Below are 15,740 nucleotides of genomic sequence, written 5' to 3' on the forward strand. Positions count from 1 at the left end.
GAACCGGAGCGCCCGCTCGCCGGGGTGCCGGTCAGGCGGACTGCTCGGTCCGGAACATCCGGGAGCGCTGCCGCGTCCAGAAGAACTTCTGGGTGAGGAGGGTGAGGGTGCCGGTGAGGAGGATGCCGACCAGGTTGAGCGCCAGCTGCTGGACGGACCCGGCCATCTGCACGTAGTCGCCGTAGGAGAGCGCCACGGCGGCGTTGGCGGCGGCGGGCACGGTGGTCACCGAGATGGCCACGCCCACCAGGGCACCGGACTTGGACGACGTGAGGGACAGCGTTCCGGCGATGCCCGCCAGCAGGGCCACGACGAACGAGAAGGGGTCGGGGTCCCAGATGAATCCGGTGTTGGCCCGGTCCGCCTCCAGCTTCTTGTCGCTGAACAGCCCGAGGCCGTCCATGCCCAGGCTGAACAGGGTCGTCACCGCCATGGCCGCGGCGAACCCGACGGCGAGCGCGACCGTGGAGCGCCAGGCCAGCCCGGGCGCCCGCCGGGCCGCCGCAGTGCAGATGCCTGCCAGCGGGCCGAACTCGGGGCCGACGGCCATCGCGCCGACGACGAGGATCGCGTTGTCGAGGACCACGCCGCAGGCGGCGATCATGGTGGCGAGGCAGAGGAACGCGAGGTAGGTGACCGAGAGCGTCGACTCCTCGTGCGTCGCCTCGGTGAGGTGGTCCCACAGCACGGCGTCCGCGGGCTCGCCGGGCGCCTCGCGCTCGGCCCGGTCGGCCCGGTCGGACAGCGAAACCGACACCTCCTCGACGGCGATGGAGCCGTCCTCCTCCAGCCCCAGCGCGCACAGCTCGGTGAGCAGCTCGTCCGCCGCTTCGCGGGCGACGTCGCAGGTCACCAGGTCCCCGGCGGGGTTGCGGGCAACCCCGGGAAGCACCACCAGATGGACGGTGCCGACCGTCTTCTCCAGCAGGCCGACCACGGAATCCGTCCGGTCGGCGGGCACGATCAGACGAAGATGCAGCACGTTCGGGTTGCTCCTAGATCTTGCGCAGCGACAGCCGCTGGACGCGGTGGTCCGGGCCCTTGCGCAGCACCAGGTTGGCCCGCCCGCGGGTGGGCGCCACGTTCTGCAGCAGGTTGGGACGGTTGACGGTCCGCCACATCATCCGCGGGTACTCCAGCGCCTCCTCCTCCGGGACCTGCGTGAACCTGCGGAAGTAGGAGGCCGGGTCCTGGAAGGCGGTCTCGCGCAGCTTCCGGAACCGGCTGAGGTACCACTCCTCGATGTCCTCGGCCCGCGCGTGCACGTAGACGCTGAAGTCGAAGAAGTCGGCGAGCCCGAGCCGGGTGCGCCCGTCCTTGCCGGGCAGCGCGGGCTGGAGCACGTTGAGACCCTCGACGACGAGGATGTCCGGCCGGCGGACGACCTGACGTTCGCCGGGGACGATGTCGTAGATCAGGTGCGAGTACACCGGCGCCGACACCTCGTCCCGCCCCGACTTCACGTCCGCCACGAAACGGGTCAGGGCACGCCGGTCGTACGACTCGGGGAAACCCTTGCGGGACATCAGACCGCGCCGGTGCAGCTCGGCGTTCGGCAGCAGGAAGCCGTCGGTGGTGACGAGCTCCACCGAGGGGTGTTCCGGCCAGCGGGCGAGCAGCGCCTGGAGCAGCCGGGCGGTGGTCGACTTGCCGACGGCGACACTGCCCGCGACTCCGATCACGAACGGCGTGCCGCGCTGGGCGCCCTGTCCGTTGCCCGCGTCCCCGAGGAAGGTGTTGAGGGCGCCGCGCAGGTTCGCGGAGGCGGCCACGTAGAAGTTGAGGAGCCGGGACAGCGGCAGATAGACGTCGCGGACCTCGTCGAGGTCGATGACGTCGCCGAGCCCGCGCAGTCGCTCGACCTCCTCCGCGGTCAGCGGGAGCGGCGTCCTGTCGCGCAGGGCGCTCCACTCGGCGCGTGTGAGGTCCACGTACGGGGTCGACTCGGCCCGCCGCTGGGGGCTTCGCGCTGGAGACGTGATCACCTCCTCATTGTGGTGGCTCGGGCGGTGCTGCGGGGGGTGGTGTGCCTCACTCCGGGAGGCGGGTCCGGCGCCTGGCGGCAATTGTCGGTGGGTTGGGTCACAGTGGGGGGAGTGTGCAAAAGCGGGCAGATCAGGAGGTCGGCCATGTCGTACGCGATTCAGGCGGAGGGCCTGGCGAAGCGGTTCAAGGAGACCCGGGCGCTGGACGGCGTGGACCTGGCGGCCCGCACGGGCACCGTGCTGGGTGTGCTGGGGCCCAACGGTGCGGGCAAGACGACGGCGGTCCGGATCTTCGCCACGCTGATCCGGCCCGACGCCGGCCGGGCGACGGTCGCCGGGCACGACGTGGTCCGCGAGGCGGGCAGGGTCAGATCCGTGGTGGGTCTCACCGGCCAGTTCGCCGCGGTGGACGAGATGCTCACGGGCACCGAGAACCTGTTGATGATCGGACGGCTCCTCGGGCTGCCGCGCGGTGACGCCCGGGCCCGCGCCGCGGAGCTGCTGGAGCGCTTCGGGCTCACGGACGCCGCAGGCCGGGCGACGAAGTCGTACTCGGGCGGCATGCGGCGCCGGCTCGACCTCGCGGCCAGCCTGGTCGGGCGCCCGCAGGTGCTGTTCCTGGACGAGCCGACCACGGGGCTGGACCCGCACAGCCGCGGCGAGCTGTGGGAGATGCTGCGCGGGCTCGTCGCGGAGGGTGTGACGGCGCTGCTGACCACCCAGTACCTGAACGAGGCCGATCAGCTGGCCGACGAGATCGTCGTGATCGACCGGGGCCGGGTGATCGCGGACGGCACACCGGACGAACTCAAGGCGCAGGCAGGCGGCCAGGTACTCCAGGTGCGGCCGGTGCACGAGGGCGAGTTGGAGAAGGCGCACGCGCTGGTGGCCGTCGACGCCGGGCACCGTGCGCGCATCGAGGGCGACGTGATCACGGCTCCGGTCGAGGACCCGGCGCTGATGCCCGCCGTGGTGCGCCGGCTCGACCAGGCCGGGATCGCCGTCGGTGAGCTCACCCTGCGCCGCTCCAGCCTGGACGAGGTCTTCCTGGCGCTGACCGGGCACCGCGCGGAACCCGGGGCGGCCGACGAGGGCACTGCCGGTGACGAGGGTGGCGACGGTGGCGCGGAGGACGAGTTCGCACGGGTGAGGAGCGTGGCATGACGGCCGGAACGATCGCCGCCCCGCCGGCCGGGAGCGGGCGGGTGCGGCCGTGGGCCGCCGTCCAGCAGACGGCCACCATGGCGTGGCGCAGCCTCGTGCAGGTCAAGCACAATCCGCTGGAGCTGGTGGACTTCAGCATCACGCCGATCATGTTCGTGGTGCTGTTCACCTACGTGTTCGGTGGTCAGATGGCGGGTTCGCCGAAGGACTACCTCCAGTACGCGCTGGCCGGGATCATCGTCCAGAACGCCCTGTTCACCACCATGTACACGGCGATGGCGCTGAACACCGACCTCACCAAGGGGGTCTTCGACCGGCTGCGCAGTCTGCCGATCGCCCGGTCGGCGCCGCTGTTCGGCCGGATCGGTGCGGACCTGTGCAAGCAGCTGTGGGCGGTGCTGCTGATGATCGGTCTGGGGACGCTCCTCGGGTTCCGGGTCACCACCGGTTTCCTCGGGCTGCTGGGCGCCGCGCTGCTGCTGCTGTTCTTCGCCGGGGCGGTTTCGTGGGCCTCCGTGCTCATCGGGATGAAGGCGAGCGACCCGGAGAAGGTGCAGGTCTTCGCGTTCACCCTGATCTTCCCGATCACGTTCACCAGCAGTGCCTTCGTGCGCGTCGAGACCATGCCGGGCTGGCTGCAGGCCTGGGTCGACGTCAACCCGGTGACGCACCTGTCGGACGCCGTGCGCGGCCTGCTGACGGGCGGCCCGGTCGCCTCGCCGGTGCTGTGGTCGCTGGCCTGGGCGGTTGGGCTGGCGGCCGTGTTCCTGCCGCTGGCGATGCACGCGTACCGGGCGAAGGCCTGAGGCACGTACCGGACCAGGCCCCGGTACGGGACGGTTTCGCCGTCGGATGAAACTCTGCGCAGGGGTGTACCTACCGGCCGTTCACCATTACCGTCCACGAACAAGGGGTTTTGGGGATTGCGCCGGAAATGGCGCACATCGAGGGGGCCTTGGACATGGCCGTACGTGCTCGCCGCCGCATGGCGTGGCGGAAGCCCGTTGTTCCGAGACAGCGGACCGCTCAGGACGAGTTCGCCGCACGGGTGTGCAGCGAACTCGCCGCCGACCTGCCCGACGAGGACGTCGCCGAGGATCTCGCCGACTGCCTCGACAACTACGTGATGGGCAGCAAGCCGCGGTGCGAAGAGGTGGAGTACCTCGAACTCGTGCAGGAGGCGATGGACCGCATAGCCCGTGGCCACTGACCGGCAGGCCGGGCAGGCCGGGCAGCCCGGGCCCCGCTGCCCGTGACGCCTCGCGGCGCACGGCAGGAGACACGGCCTAAGCTTCGGCCATGTGCGGAATCGTTGGTTATGTGGGAGGGCAGTCGGCCCTCGACGTCGTCATCGCCGGCCTGAAGCGGCTGGAGTACCGGGGCTATGACTCGGCCGGTGTGGCCGTGCTCTCCGACGGGGGGCTGGCCACCGCCAAGAAGGCCGGCAAGCTCGCCAACCTCGGGAAGGAACTGGCCGACCGGCCGCTGCCCGACGGCCGCACCGGGATCGGCCACACCCGGTGGGCCACTCACGGCGGGCCCACCGACGCCAACGCGCACCCGCACATCGACAACGCCGGCCGGGTCGCAGTCGTGCACAACGGCATCATCGAGAACTTCGCGGTTCTGCGCGCCGAACTGACCGAGCGCGGGCACACCCTGGCATCGGAGACGGACACCGAGGTCGTCGCCCACCTGCTCGCCGAGGAGTTCTCCTCCCGCGGGGACCTCGGCGAGGCCATGCGGTATGTCTGCCGACGGCTCGAGGGCGCGTTCACCCTGGTCGCGGCGCACGCGGACGAGCCGGACGTCGTCGTCGGCGCCCGCCGCAACTCCCCGCTCGTCGTCGGGGTGGGCGACGGCGAGGCGTTCCTCGCGTCCGACGTCGCGGCGTTCATCGAGCACACCCGGGACGCCGTCGAGCTGGGCCAGGACCAGGTGGTGGAACTGCGCCGGGACAGCGTGACGGTCACCGACTTCCATGGTGCGCCGGCCGCCGTCCGCGAGTACCACGTCGACTGGGACGCGTCCGCCGCGGAGAAGGGCGGCTACGACTACTTCATGCTCAAGGAGATCGCCGAGCAGCCGAAGGCGGTCGCCGACACCCTTCTCGGCCGTATCGACATCACCGGCCGTCTCACGCTCGACGAGGTGCGCATCCCCGGCTCGGTGCTGCGGGAGGTCGACAAGATCGTCATCGTCGCGTGCGGAACCGCGTTCCACGCGGGCATGATCGCCAAATACGCGATCGAGCACTGGACCCGGATCCCCTGCGAGACCGAGCTGGCCAGCGAATTCCGCTACCGCGACCCCATCCTCGGCCCGCGCACGCTCGTCGTGGCCATCTCGCAGTCCGGCGAGACCATGGACACCCTGATGGCCCTGAGGCATGCCCGCGAGCAGGGCGCGAAGGTCCTCGCCATCTGCAACACCAACGGATCGACGATTCCCCGCGAGTCCGACGCCGTGCTGTACACACACGCCGGGCCCGAAGTGGCCGTCGCGTCCACCAAGGCGTTCCTCACCCAGCTGGTCGCCTGCTACCTGGTGGCCCTCTACCTGGGCCAGGTCCGCGGCACCAAATGGGGCGACGAGATCGACACGGTGATCCGCGAGCTGTCCGAGATCAGCACCCAGGTGGGCGAGGTGCTCGGCACCATGGAGCCGGTCCGTGAACTGGCCCGTTCCCTCGCGCAGAAGAACACCGTCCTCTTCCTCGGCCGGCACGTCGGCTACCCGGTGGCACTGGAGGGCGCGCTCAAGCTCAAGGAGCTGGCGTACATGCACGCCGAGGGCTTCGCGGCGGGCGAGCTGAAGCACGGGCCGATCGCGCTGATCGAGGACGACATGCCGGTGGTGGTGGTCGTCCCGTCGCCGCGCGGGCGCTCCGTGCTGCACGACAAGATCGTCTCCAACATCCAGGAGATCCGGGCCCGCGGCGCCCGCACGATCGTCATCGCCGAGGAGGGGGACGAGACGGTGGCGCCGTACGCCGACCACCTGATCCGCATCCCCGCGACACCGACCCTGCTCCAGCCCCTGGTCGCCACCGTCCCGTTGCAGGTCTTCGCCTGCGAACTGGCCACCGCGCGCGGCAACGAGGTCGATCAGCCGCGCAACCTCGCCAAATCGGTCACCGTCGAATGATCATCGGCGTCGGCATCGACGTGGCCGAGATCGACCGGTTCGCCGCAGCACTCGAGCGCACCCCGCACCTGGCCCAGCGGCTTTTCGTCGAGGGCGAGTTGACGCTGCCGAGCGGGGAACGGCGCGGCGTCGCGTCCCTGGCCGCACGCTTCGCGGCGAAGGAGGCGCTGGCCAAGGCGCTGGGCGCGCCGACCGGGCTCAGATGGACGGACGCCGAGGTGGTCACCGAGGACAACGGCCGCCCCCTGCTCCGTGTTTCGGGCACGGTGGCGGCCCGCGGGGCCGAGCTGGGCGTCCGCAGCTGGCACGTCTCGCTGAGCCACGACGCGGGCGTCGCCTCCGCCGTCGTGATCGCCGAATCCTGACGGCCGTACCGGAGACGCAGGCCGTCCGGCCGCGCGGACGCGGACCGGACGAACGGGCGCGCCGCGGATCCGCCGTGGCGCACCGGTCCGTCTCCGGGACACTGGAGGGATGAGGACTGCTTACAGCGTGGAGACGGTCAGGGCCGCCGAACGGAAGCTGATGGCGGAGCTCCCGGAGGGGGCGCTCATGCAGCGCGCGGCAGCCGGTCTGGCCGCCGCCTGCGCCGGCCTGCTCGGCCGCACCTCCGGCACCCGCATCGTGCTGCTCGTCGGCAGCGGCGACAACGGCGGCGACGCCCTGTACGCGGGCGCCCGACTGGCGCGGCGGGGCGCCGCCGTCACCGCCGTTCTGCTGGCCCCGGACCGGGCGCACCCGGGCGGAACCGAGGCACTGCGCGCCGCGGGCGGCCGGACCGTTGACGGGCCGTCGGCTGCGGACCCTGCACGGGTGATGGCCGGAGCGCGGCTCGTCCTCGACGGCATCGTCGGTATCGGCGGCCGCGGCGGACTGCGCCCGGACGCCCGGATCTGGGCGCAGGCCGCGCGGGAGGCGGGGGCGAGAGTGGTGGCCGTCGACCTACCGAGCGGCGTCGAGGCCGGCACCGGCGAGGTGGCGGGGGAAGCCGTGCACGCCGACGCCACGGTGACGTTCGGAACCTACAAGCCGGGCCTGCTCGTCGATCCCGCGGCGGGCCGGGCCGGGGCGCTGCGCCTGGTCGACATCGGTCTGGCACCGCACCTGCCGGAACAGCCGGACCTCGAGGCGCTGCAGCATGCGGACGTCGCCGCGCTGCTGCCCGTGCCGGCCGCGGAGAGCGACAAGTACCGGCGGGGCGTGGTGGGGGTGGTGGCCGGCTCGGCCCGCTACCCGGGCGCGGCCGTGCTGGCCGTGGCGGGCGCGTTCGGCGGCGGCGCCGGCGCGGTGCGCTACGTGGGGCCGGCCGCGGACGCCGTGATCGCCCGGTTCCCCGAGACGCTGGTGCACGCCGGCCCGCCCCACAAGGCCGGGCGGGTGCAGGCATGGGTGGTCGGGCCGGGGCTCGGCGACGGCCCCGACGCGCGGCGGGCGCTGGACGACGTCCTGGACTCCGACGTCCCGGTGCTGGTCGACGCCGACGGCCTGCGGCTGCTGGACGGGGACCGGGTGGGTGCGCGGCGGGCGGCCACCTTGCTCACCCCGCACGCGGGCGAGGCTGCGGCACTGCTCGGTGCGTCGCGCGAGGACGTCGAGGCCCGGCGGCTGGACTCCGTGCGCCGGCTCGCGGGCGAGTTCCGTGCCTCGGTGCTGCTAAAGGGCTCGACGACACTGGTGGCGGACGGCACGGGAGGACCGGTCCGGGTGAACCCGACCGGCACCGGATGGCTGGCGACCGCGGGCAGCGGTGACGTGCTGTCCGGGCTCACCGGGTCGCTGCTCGCCGCCGGGCTGGGCGTCGTCGACGCCGGGTCGGCGGCCGCGTACCTGCACGGCCTGGCCGCCCGGTTCGCCGCCGGCCACGGTGGTGCCCCGGTGCGGGCCTCTCAGGTCGCCAGGGCCCTGCCGGCGGCGTGGCGCAGCGTCCGGGGGTGACAGCCGCAGGTCGCGGGGGCGGGGAACCCGGGTGCCGGGGAGCGCCGGTGAGAGACTGGGCGCGATGAACGCTTTCGCTCCGCCCTCCGCCCCGTCGTCGTCGCGAGCTCATGCCGAGATCGATCTCGCCGCGCTGCGGTCCAACGTCCGGGCGCTGCGGGACCGCGCGCCGGGTGCCCGGCTGATGGCCGTGGTCAAGTCGGACGGCTACGGCCACGGCGCCGTACCGTGCGCTCGTGCGGCGCGGGAGGCCGGCGCGGCCTGGCTGGGCACGGCGACCCCGGAGGAGGCGCTGGCCCTGCGCGCGGCCGGGGACACCGGCCGGCTGATGTGCTGGCTGTGGACGCCGGGCGGCCCCTGGCAGCAGGCCGTCGAATCGGACGTCGACGTGTCGGTGAGCGGCATGTGGGCGCTGCGCGAGGCCGTCGCGGCGGCCCGGGCCGCGGGGCGTCCGGCCCGGGTACACCTCAAGATCGACACCGGGTTGGGGCGCAACGGCTGCACGCCCGCCGACTGGCCCGGACTGACCGCGGCAGCCCGCGCGGCCGAGGCCGAGGGGCTGGTGAAGGTGACCGGGCTCTGGTCGCACTTCGCCTGCGCCGACGAGCCGGGGCACGCGTCGATCGCGGCGCAGCTCGAGGTGTTCCACGAGGCCCTTGCCGTGGCGGCGCGCGCCGGACTGGATCCCGAGGTGCGGCACATGGCCAACTCCCCGGCCACGCTGACCGTTCCGGAGTCGCACTTCGACCTCGTCCGCACCGGGATCTCGATGTACGGCATCTCGCCGAGCCCCGAACTCGGCACGCCGGCGGACTTCGGACTGCGTCCGGTCATGACGCTGACCGCCCGGCTGGCCCTGGTGAAGCGGGTCCCCGCCGGGCACGGCGTGAGCTACGGCCAGCACTACGTCACTCCCGGCGAGACGACCCTCGGTCTCGTCCCGGTCGGGTACGCCGACGGCATTCCGCGCCATGCCTCGGGCACCGGACCGGTGCTGGTGGGCGGCAAGTGGCGGACGGTCGCCGGGCGCGTCGCCATGGACCAGTTCGTCGTGGATCTCGGCGGGGACAGCGCGGAGGCGGGTGACGAGGCCGTGCTGTTCGGCCCCGGCGACCGCGGCGAGCCGACGGCCGAGGACTGGGCGCGGGCGGTGGGCACCATCGCGTACGAGATCGTCACCCGGATCGGCGTCCGGGTCCCGCGCGTCCACGTCGAGGGGGGCGTGCATGGGTGACCGCGCGGCGCCGGGCGGCCGGCGGCGCACGGGGATCGCGGGGGCGGCGATCGGCATGGTGGCGGCCGGGGTCGCCGCCGGCGTGGTGGCGGAACGGCTGGCCGTCGGGCGCGGGATACGCCGCAGGGCCCGGCAGGCCCTCACTGCGGGCGTCCCGTACGGCGGGCTGCGCGGGACACCCGGCCGGGCGGTGGCCGACGACGGCACCGTGCTCCACTTCGAGGTGGACGAGCCCGACCACCCCGGGGTACGCAGGCCGCGCGGCCGGCTCCCGGGCAGCCGTCGGCCGGCTGCGCCCACCGTGGTCTTCTGCCACGGCTACTGCCTGAACCAGGACGCCTGGCACTTCCAGCGCGCGGCGCTGCGCGGCTCGGTCCGCACCGTCCACTGGGACCAGCGCAGCCACGGCCGTTCGGGGCGCGGAGCCGCGCAGCGGGCGGGGCTGCCGGTCACCATCGACCAGCTCGGACGGGACCTGCGGGCGGTGCTGGACGCGGCGGTCCCGGAGGGACCGGTGGTGCTCGTCGGGCACTCAATGGGCGGCATGACGATGATGGCGCTGGCCGCGCACTTCCCGGACTGGGTACGGCAACGGGTGGCAGGGGCAGCCTTCGTCGGCACGTCGGCGGGCGGCCTCGGAGAGGTGAACTTCGGCCTGCCGGTGGCGGGCGTCAACGCGGTGCGCCGGATACTGCCCGGGGTTCTTAAAGCGCTCGTCGCGCGGGCCGACCTGGTCGAGCGGGGCCGCCGCGCCACCGCGGACCTGTTCGCCGGCCTGGTGACGCGGTACTCGTTCGGCTCCCGGGACGTCGATCCGGCCCTGGCGAGATTCGCCGAGCTGATGATCGAGTCCACGCCCGTCGATGTCGTCGCCGAGTTCTACCCGGCGTTCCAGGAGCACGACAAGGCCGCCGCACTCGCAGCGTTCGCCGGGCTGCCGGCGCTGGTGCTCGCCGGGGAGCGGGACCTCGTCACCCCGTCCGGCCACAGCCGGGCCATCGCCGCACTGCTGCCGGACGCCGAGCTCGTGCTGGTGCCGGACGCGGGCCATCTGGTGATGCTCGAGCACCCGGACGTGGTGACGGCCGCCCTGTCGCACCTGCTGGCCCGGGCGGGCGTCCCGGTGGGTCCGCTTCCCGGCGGTGGGCCGGAACTCCCGGACCGATCGCCCGGACCGAGCGCCCGGCACGGAGCCGTACCATCGGCCGGTATGGACGCCCTGCACGAATCCACCACCGCGACCACCGCCCCGGTGACGTCGGCGCGCATCACCGTCGGCACCCCGGACCGCATGCAGGAGCTGGGCCGCCGGCTCGCCGAGCTGCTGAGCCCCGGCGATCTGGTGCTGCTCAGCGGTGCGCTGGGAGCAGGCAAGACGACGCTCGCCCGGGGGCTCGGCGAGGGCCTGGGCGTACGCGGCGCGGTGACGTCGCCGACCTTCGTCATCGCCCGTGTGCACCCGTCCCTCACGGGCGGACCGGCACTGGTGCACGTGGACGCCTACCGGCTCGGCGGCGGCCTGGACGAGATGGAGGACCTCGATCTCGATGTGTCCCTGCCGGAGTCGGTCGTGGTCGTGGAGTGGGGCGAGGGCAAGGTCGAGGAGCTGTCGGAGGACCGGTTGCACGTCGTCATCGACCGGGCCGTGGGCGACGAGCCGACCGGTGGCGAGGACCACGACGTGCGCGAGGTGTCCGTGACCGGGGTGGGTCAGCGCTGGAAGGCAGCCGACCTGTCCTCGCTGGACGCCTGACGGCGCGCGCCGGGGTCCGGGCGGCCCGTTCCGACAGCGTTCCGACATCGCGTCGGTAACATATTGCGTACGGGCCCTGCACCGTGGTCCCATGACACAAGACCTGGTTAGGGCTACCTAATCTTGCCTGTTCGGAAGCGCCTGGAGGCCTCATGCCGTCCCACGAGCCCGCCGCTGCGCCGGTGCGCGGCGAGCAGTCCTCCGCTGTCGGACAGGGTGACCGGCACCCCTCCGTGAGCGACGTCCTCGCCTCGTGCCAGGCCGCCAACGCGGTCTCCACACCGCCGGACCCGTCCGAGCCGGAGAACGCCGAGGGGCCGGAGGAGGGGGCTCCGGAGGAGCGCCGGCCCGACGCCGCCTGACCCGTTCGGGTGAATTCGCGGCCGCTGGCGGACGGCCATCCGGCGGGGCCCGCCCGGCCGGTGGCGCCCTGCCTCATTGGCCGTGAGGCCCGTCAGGCCACGACCACGACCTTGGTCCCGAGCTTCGCGAACTTCCAGAGCGCGGTGCCGTCCGCGCCCCGCTCCCGGATGCCGCCCGTGCCGGCCTGCGGCTCGCCCCGGGGCAGGGCGCCGTCGGCGGCTGCGCTGAAGCCGATGTGCACGGTGCCCACCGTGGCGAACCGGACGACGTGCTCGACCTGCACGCCGTCCGAGCCGCGGGTGACGGCCGTCCGCGAGGTCACGGTGTGCGTTCCGGCCGGCGGGGCGACGGCGCTAGCTGCGACCCGGTAGGTGCGGACGGCCTTGCCGTCGACGCCCACCAGCCACACCCGCTGCTCGCCGAGGGAGTAGACCACGCGCAGCCCCCGGCCCGAATCGGCCGGGACGGGGTGCGCCTCGCGTTCGGGGGCGGGCCTGTGCGGCTTCTCGGCAGCCGTGGCGGCGGGCCGGTCTCCGTCCGGCTTCTCCGGCCCGGCGGCCGAGGCCTGGTAGGCGAACCAGGCCACGGTGGTGAGTGCCGCCGCCGTGAGCCCGGCCACGATCGTCCCCGAGCTGCGTGCCACTCCGGCCACCCCTTCGATGTCCTGCCGCGATTCCGTCGCGGCCGACCGTAGCACCGACCGCCCGGCGGCCCGCCTGCGCTCCGCCCGCAGGCGACGTCACGGCGGGGGCTTCGATGCGGCCGGTGCTCACGGGGGTGCGTCCCCGCCTCGTTCCGGCCGGCGGACCACCGCCCGCACCGAGCGCCGTACGCTGTATCCGTGCTGCTGCTCGCTCTTGACACCGCCACTCCCGCCGTCACCGTCGCTCTCCACGACGGGTCGGGTGTCCTCGCCGAATCGAACCAGGTGGACGCCCGCCGGCACGGCGAACTGCTGCTGCCCGCCGTCCACCGGGTGCTGGGCGAGGCGGGCGTGGGCCTGGACGCCGTGACCGGTTTCGTGGTGGGGGTCGGCCCCGGGCCGTACACCGGACTGCGGGTCGGGCTGACGACCGCGGGTGTCTTCTCCGAGGCGACCGGCGTCCCCGTCCACGGGTTGTGCACCCTCGACGGGATCGCGTACGCCGTCGGCCTCGCGGGCCTGGAGGGCCCGTTCACGGTGGCGACCGACGCGCGGCGCAAGGAGGTCTACTGGGCCCGTTACGCCGATGCCCGGACCCGCCTGACGGACCCGGCCGTCGACCGGCCGGCCGACATCACGGACGAGACCGCCGGTCTGCCTGCCGTCGGAGCCGGCGCGCAGCTGTACCCGGACACCTTCGGCCGGGTTCCGGAGGGCATGCCGGTCCACCAGTCCGCGGCCGCCATGGCCGCGCTGGCCGCGGAGAAGCTCGCGGCCGGGGAGGACCTGTTGCCGGACCGGCCGCTGTACCTGCGCCGCCCCGACGCCCAGGTCCCCGCCCACTACAAGGTGGTCACGCCGAGGTGAGCACGGGGACCGTGGCGCTGCGCGAGATGCGCTGGTGGGACATCGGGCCGGTGCTGGAGCTGGAGCTGGAGCTGTTCCCGGACGACGCGTGGTCGCCGGGCATGTTCTGGTCCGAGCTGGCCCGTGCGCGCGGTCCCGGGGCGAGCCGCCACTACGTCGTCGCCACTGCGCCCGGCGCCGGTACCGGGCGGGGCGGTCCCCGCGAGCGGATCGTCGGCTACGCCGGCTTCGCCGCGGCGGGCGGCACCGGCGACGTCCAGACGATCGCGACGGCCCGCTCGCAGTGGGGAACCGGCCTCGGAGCCCGCCTGCTGACCGAACTCCTGGCGGCGGCAACGGCGTTCGAGTGCCGGGAGGTGCTGCTGGAGGTGCGGGTCGACAACACCCGGGCGCAGCGTCTCTACGGGCGTTTCGGCTTCGAGCCCATCGGCTTTCGCCGCGGCTACTACCAGCCGGGGAACGTGGACGCGCTCGTCATGCGCCGCACCGAACCCGTGGCAGAGGAACCGGACGCAGTCGCGTCCGCAGACGAACAGGGAACGACTGACCATGGCTGATGAGCCTCTTGTCCTCGGTATCGAGACCTCGTGCGACGAGACCGGCGTGGGCATCGTCCGCGGGCACACCCTGCTCGCGGACGAGGTGGCGTCCAGCGTCGACGAGCACGCCCGGTTCGGCGGCGTGGTGCCCGAGGTCGCCAGCCGTGCGCACCTGGAGGCCATGGTTCCGACCATCCGGCGGGCGCTGAAGAACGCCGGGGTCGCCGCGTCCGACCTCGACGGTGTCGCCGTGACGGCCGGGCCCGGCCTGGCCGGCGCGCTCCTGGTGGGCGTCTCGGCAGCGAAGGCGTACGCGTACGCCCTGGGCAAGCCGCTGTACGGGGTGAACCACCTGGCCTCGCACATCTGCGTGGACCAGCTGGAGCACGGCGCGCTGCCGGAGCCGACGATGGCGCTGCTGGTGTCGGGCGGCCACTCGTCGCTGCTGCTGGCGCCGGACATCACCGCTGACGTCCGGCCGCTCGGCTCGACCATCGACGACGCGGCCGGCGAGGCTTTCGACAAGATCGCCCGGGTGCTGAACCTGGGTTTCCCCGGCGGCCCCGTCATCGACCGGATGGCGCGGGAGGGCGACCCCGAGGCGATCCGGTTCCCGCGCGGGCTGACCGGACCGCGCGACGCGGTCTACGATTTTTCCTTCTCGGGCCTGAAGACGGCCGTCGCCCGCTGGATCGAGGCCAAGCGGCACGCGGGCGAGGAGGTCCCGGTGGCGGACGTCTCGGCGTCGTTCCAGGAGGCGGTCGTGGACGTCCTCACCCGCAAGGCCGTCCGGGCCTGCAAGGACAACGGCGTCGACCACCTGATGATCGGGGGTGGCGTCGCGGCCAACTCCCGGCTGCGGGCGCTCGCCGCGCAGCGCTGCGAGGACGCCGGTGTCCGGCTGCGGGTCCCGCGTCCGAAGCTGTGCACGGACAACGGGGCGATGGTCGCGGCACTCGGCGCGGAGATGGTGGCGCGCAACCGCCCGGCGTCCGCGTGGGACCTGTCGGCGGACTCCTCGCTGCCGGTGACCGAGCCACACGTTCCGGACCCGGCACACCCCCATGGCCACGGCGGTGCGCACGGCCATGACCACGATCATGTGCACGAGCTGAGCAAGGACAACCTGTACTCGTGACCGTCGCACTGATGTGGGAGGCCCGCGCGGTCGAGGGACGCGGTGCGGACCTGCTGGAGTGGGCCCGCGAGCAGTGGCTCGACGGCGAGCCGCTGCGTCGCGAGTACCTGGTCGCCCCGCAGGACCGGGTGCTGGTGATCACTTGGTGGGACGCGCCGTACGACGCCGAGCTGCCCGAACTGGGCGATCCTGGGCCCGAGTTGGTTCGCCGCGCCGTGCACCGCTGGCGGTTCGAGAGCGTCTGAGGCCGGGCCGGGGGTCGTGGGCCCTACGCCTGCGCGGGCCGTCCCACCAGCATGGACGGGGCGCCGGCCACGCGCGTGAGGAACACCGTCGCGGCGTTCGGCCCCTGTGGTTTCACCTTCCTGCGGAGTTCCTCGGGCTCCACGGCCGAGCCGCGCTTCTTGACGGTGAGCACCCCTACCTCGCGTTCGCGCAGCAGGGCCCGCAGCTTCTTGAGGTTGAACGGGAGCACGTCGGTGATCTCGTACGCGGTGGCGTAGGGCGTCGGGTGCAGCCGGTCCGAGGTCACGTACGCGATCGTCGGATCGATCAGCCGTCCCCCGACGCGGGCCGCGACGTCCGCGACGAGGTGCGCCCGGATCACGGCGCCGTCCGGTTCGTACAGCCAGGGCCCGACCGGGCCGGTCGCCGGGTCGCCGGCCTCCCCTCCGGTCAGGGTGCGGGGGCCGGGCAGCAGCGTGGCCCGGACGGTGCCGGGGTCCGTGCCGAACCACAGCACGGCTTCCTTCACGTCGCCGTAATCCGAGATCCACTCCGCCTCGGCGTCGCCGGGAACCGACTCGTGCGGGACGCCGGGCGCGACCTTCAGTGCGGCGTGCGGAGCGGTGCGTGCGGCCTCGACGGCCCAGGACAGGGGCGGTGAGTAGGCCTCGGGGTCGAAGATCCTCCCCCGCCCGGCCCCGCCCGGACGGGACCCGCGACGGGCGGGGTCGACGAACACGGCGTCGT

Annotated in this window: 17 protein-coding genes and 1 pseudogene; 14 read left to right on the forward strand and 4 right to left on the reverse strand. The window is 73.4% G+C overall.

Annotated features, from left to right (window positions below; all coding sequences use genetic code 11):
• Nucleotides 1-31 precede the first annotated feature (31 nt).
• On the reverse strand, nt 32-982 hold the full coding sequence (locus tag M1E25_RS24740) for a DUF389 domain-containing protein (protein ID WP_251419405.1): 951 nt from the start codon (nt 980-982) through the stop codon (nt 32-34).
• 13 nt (nt 983-995) lie between these two features.
• Nucleotides 996-1,985, reverse strand: coding sequence for a type I pantothenate kinase (gene coaA / locus M1E25_RS24745; protein ID WP_251419407.1), 990 nt, complete (start codon nt 1,983-1,985; stop codon nt 996-998).
• A 144-nt stretch (nt 1,986-2,129) separates the two neighbouring features.
• Between coaA and M1E25_RS24750 the strand changes: the two genes are divergently transcribed.
• The 10 genes and pseudogenes from M1E25_RS24750 to M1E25_RS24795 all read left to right on the forward strand — a co-directional run bounded on the left by M1E25_RS24750 (nt 2,130) and on the right by M1E25_RS24795 (nt 11,580).
• Complete coding sequence (locus tag M1E25_RS24750; RefSeq protein WP_251419409.1) at nt 2,130-3,149, forward strand: ATP-binding cassette domain-containing protein; 1,020 nt, start codon at nt 2,130-2,132, stop codon at nt 3,147-3,149.
• Nucleotides 3,146-3,955 (forward strand): ABC transporter permease, encoded by an 810-nt coding sequence (locus tag M1E25_RS24755; RefSeq protein WP_251419411.1) that lies wholly within the window; start codon nt 3,146-3,148, stop codon nt 3,953-3,955. The genes M1E25_RS24750 and M1E25_RS24755 overlap by 4 nt, the downstream gene beginning before the upstream one ends.
• Nucleotides 3,956-4,110: 155 nt before the next feature.
• Entirely contained in the window at nt 4,111-4,359 is a 249-nt protein-coding gene (locus M1E25_RS24760) for a hypothetical protein (RefSeq protein ID WP_372501424.1), read from the forward strand.
• Between the two features lie 89 nt (nt 4,360-4,448).
• Complete coding sequence (glmS, locus tag M1E25_RS24765) at nt 4,449-6,296, forward strand: glutamine--fructose-6-phosphate transaminase (isomerizing) (protein ID WP_251419413.1); 1,848 nt, start codon at nt 4,449-4,451, stop codon at nt 6,294-6,296.
• Complete coding sequence (locus M1E25_RS24770) at nt 6,293-6,661, forward strand: holo-ACP synthase (protein ID WP_251419415.1); 369 nt, start codon at nt 6,293-6,295, stop codon at nt 6,659-6,661. Before glmS ends, M1E25_RS24770 begins: the two co-directional genes overlap by 4 nt.
• Nucleotides 6,662-6,770: 109 nt before the next feature.
• Entirely contained in the window at nt 6,771-8,231 is a 1,461-nt protein-coding gene (locus M1E25_RS24775; protein WP_251419417.1) for an NAD(P)H-hydrate dehydratase, read from the forward strand.
• A gap of 64 nt (nt 8,232-8,295) precedes the next feature.
• On the forward strand, nt 8,296-9,465 hold the full coding sequence (alr, locus tag M1E25_RS24780) for an alanine racemase (protein ID WP_251419419.1): 1,170 nt from the start codon (nt 8,296-8,298) through the stop codon (nt 9,463-9,465).
• Nucleotides 9,458-10,639: pseudogene (locus M1E25_RS24785) on the forward strand (alpha/beta fold hydrolase); the annotation flags it as partial. The gene alr and the pseudogene M1E25_RS24785, both read left to right, overlap by 8 nt.
• 117 nt (nt 10,640-10,756) lie before the next feature.
• Nucleotides 10,757-11,218, forward strand: coding sequence for a tRNA (adenosine(37)-N6)-threonylcarbamoyltransferase complex ATPase subunit type 1 TsaE (gene tsaE / locus M1E25_RS24790; protein WP_251419434.1), 462 nt, complete (start codon nt 10,757-10,759; stop codon nt 11,216-11,218).
• Nucleotides 11,219-11,370: 152 nt separating this feature from the next.
• Nucleotides 11,371-11,580 carry a hypothetical protein gene (locus M1E25_RS24795; protein WP_251419421.1) on the forward strand — a complete coding sequence of 70 codons (210 nt, stop codon included), beginning with the start codon at nt 11,371-11,373 and terminating at the stop codon, nt 11,578-11,580.
• 92 nt (nt 11,581-11,672) lie between these two features.
• On the opposite strand, the gene M1E25_RS24800 is transcribed toward M1E25_RS24795, so the two are convergent.
• Nucleotides 11,673-12,224 (reverse strand): L,D-transpeptidase, encoded by a 552-nt coding sequence (locus M1E25_RS24800; RefSeq protein ID WP_251419424.1) that lies wholly within the window; start codon nt 12,222-12,224, stop codon nt 11,673-11,675.
• A 198-nt stretch (nt 12,225-12,422) separates the two neighbouring features.
• Between M1E25_RS24800 and tsaB the strand changes: the two genes are divergently transcribed.
• From tsaB to M1E25_RS24820, 4 genes are read left to right on the forward strand one after another with little or no spacing between them, the layout of a single operon-like run.
• A complete protein-coding gene (tsaB, locus tag M1E25_RS24805; RefSeq protein ID WP_251419426.1) occupies nt 12,423-13,091 on the forward strand; it encodes a tRNA (adenosine(37)-N6)-threonylcarbamoyltransferase complex dimerization subunit type 1 TsaB in 669 nt (222 codons plus the stop codon).
• A gap of 26 nt (nt 13,092-13,117) precedes the next feature.
• Nucleotides 13,118-13,648, forward strand: a complete 531-nt coding sequence (locus M1E25_RS24810) for a GNAT family N-acetyltransferase (protein WP_251419436.1) — start codon at nt 13,118-13,120, stop codon at nt 13,646-13,648.
• Nucleotides 13,641-14,768: a tRNA (adenosine(37)-N6)-threonylcarbamoyltransferase complex transferase subunit TsaD gene (gene tsaD, locus M1E25_RS24815; RefSeq protein WP_251419428.1), complete on the forward strand. Its 1,128-nt coding sequence runs from the start codon at nt 13,641-13,643 to the stop codon at nt 14,766-14,768. The genes M1E25_RS24810 and tsaD overlap by 8 nt, the downstream gene beginning before the upstream one ends.
• Nucleotides 14,765-15,013 carry a hypothetical protein gene (locus tag M1E25_RS24820; RefSeq protein ID WP_251419430.1) on the forward strand — a complete coding sequence of 83 codons (249 nt, stop codon included), beginning with the start codon at nt 14,765-14,767 and terminating at the stop codon, nt 15,011-15,013. The genes tsaD and M1E25_RS24820 overlap by 4 nt, the downstream gene beginning before the upstream one ends.
• Before the next feature lie 23 nt (nt 15,014-15,036).
• On the opposite strand, the gene M1E25_RS24825 is transcribed toward M1E25_RS24820, so the two are convergent.
• The coding region (locus M1E25_RS24825; protein ID WP_443735594.1) for a THUMP-like domain-containing protein at nt 15,037-15,740 on the reverse strand (704 nt) is incomplete at its 5' end.

Origin of the sequence: Streptomyces meridianus (assembly GCF_023703325.1) — a bacterium.
GTDB classification, from domain to species: domain Bacteria; phylum Actinomycetota; class Actinomycetes; order Streptomycetales; family Streptomycetaceae; genus Streptomyces; species Streptomyces meridianus.

Bases quoted from the DNA above. Each gene is read 5' to 3' on its own strand.
- alr (WP_251419419.1), top strand. From the start codon at position 8,296: ATGAACGCTTTCGCTCCGCCCTCCGCCCCGTCGTCGTCGCGAGCTCAT.
- M1E25_RS24795 (WP_251419421.1), top strand. From the start codon at position 11,371: ATGCCGTCCCACGAGCCCGCCGCTGCGCCGGTGCGCGGCGAGCAGTCC.
- M1E25_RS24750 (WP_251419409.1), top strand. From the start codon at position 2,130: ATGTCGTACGCGATTCAGGCGGAGGGCCTGGCGAAGCGGTTCAAGGAG.
- glmS (WP_251419413.1), top strand. From the start codon at position 4,449: ATGTGCGGAATCGTTGGTTATGTGGGAGGGCAGTCGGCCCTCGACGTC.
- tsaD (WP_251419428.1), top strand. From the start codon at position 13,641: ATGGCTGATGAGCCTCTTGTCCTCGGTATCGAGACCTCGTGCGACGAG.
- M1E25_RS24810 (WP_251419436.1), top strand. From the start codon at position 13,118: ATGCGCTGGTGGGACATCGGGCCGGTGCTGGAGCTGGAGCTGGAGCTG.
- M1E25_RS24760 (WP_372501424.1), top strand. From the start codon at position 4,111: ATGGCCGTACGTGCTCGCCGCCGCATGGCGTGGCGGAAGCCCGTTGTT.
- M1E25_RS24775 (WP_251419417.1), top strand. From the start codon at position 6,771: ATGAGGACTGCTTACAGCGTGGAGACGGTCAGGGCCGCCGAACGGAAG.
- M1E25_RS24755 (WP_251419411.1), top strand. From the start codon at position 3,146: ATGACGGCCGGAACGATCGCCGCCCCGCCGGCCGGGAGCGGGCGGGTG.
- M1E25_RS24770 (WP_251419415.1), top strand. From the start codon at position 6,293: ATGATCATCGGCGTCGGCATCGACGTGGCCGAGATCGACCGGTTCGCC.
- tsaE (WP_251419434.1), top strand. From the start codon at position 10,757: ATGCAGGAGCTGGGCCGCCGGCTCGCCGAGCTGCTGAGCCCCGGCGAT.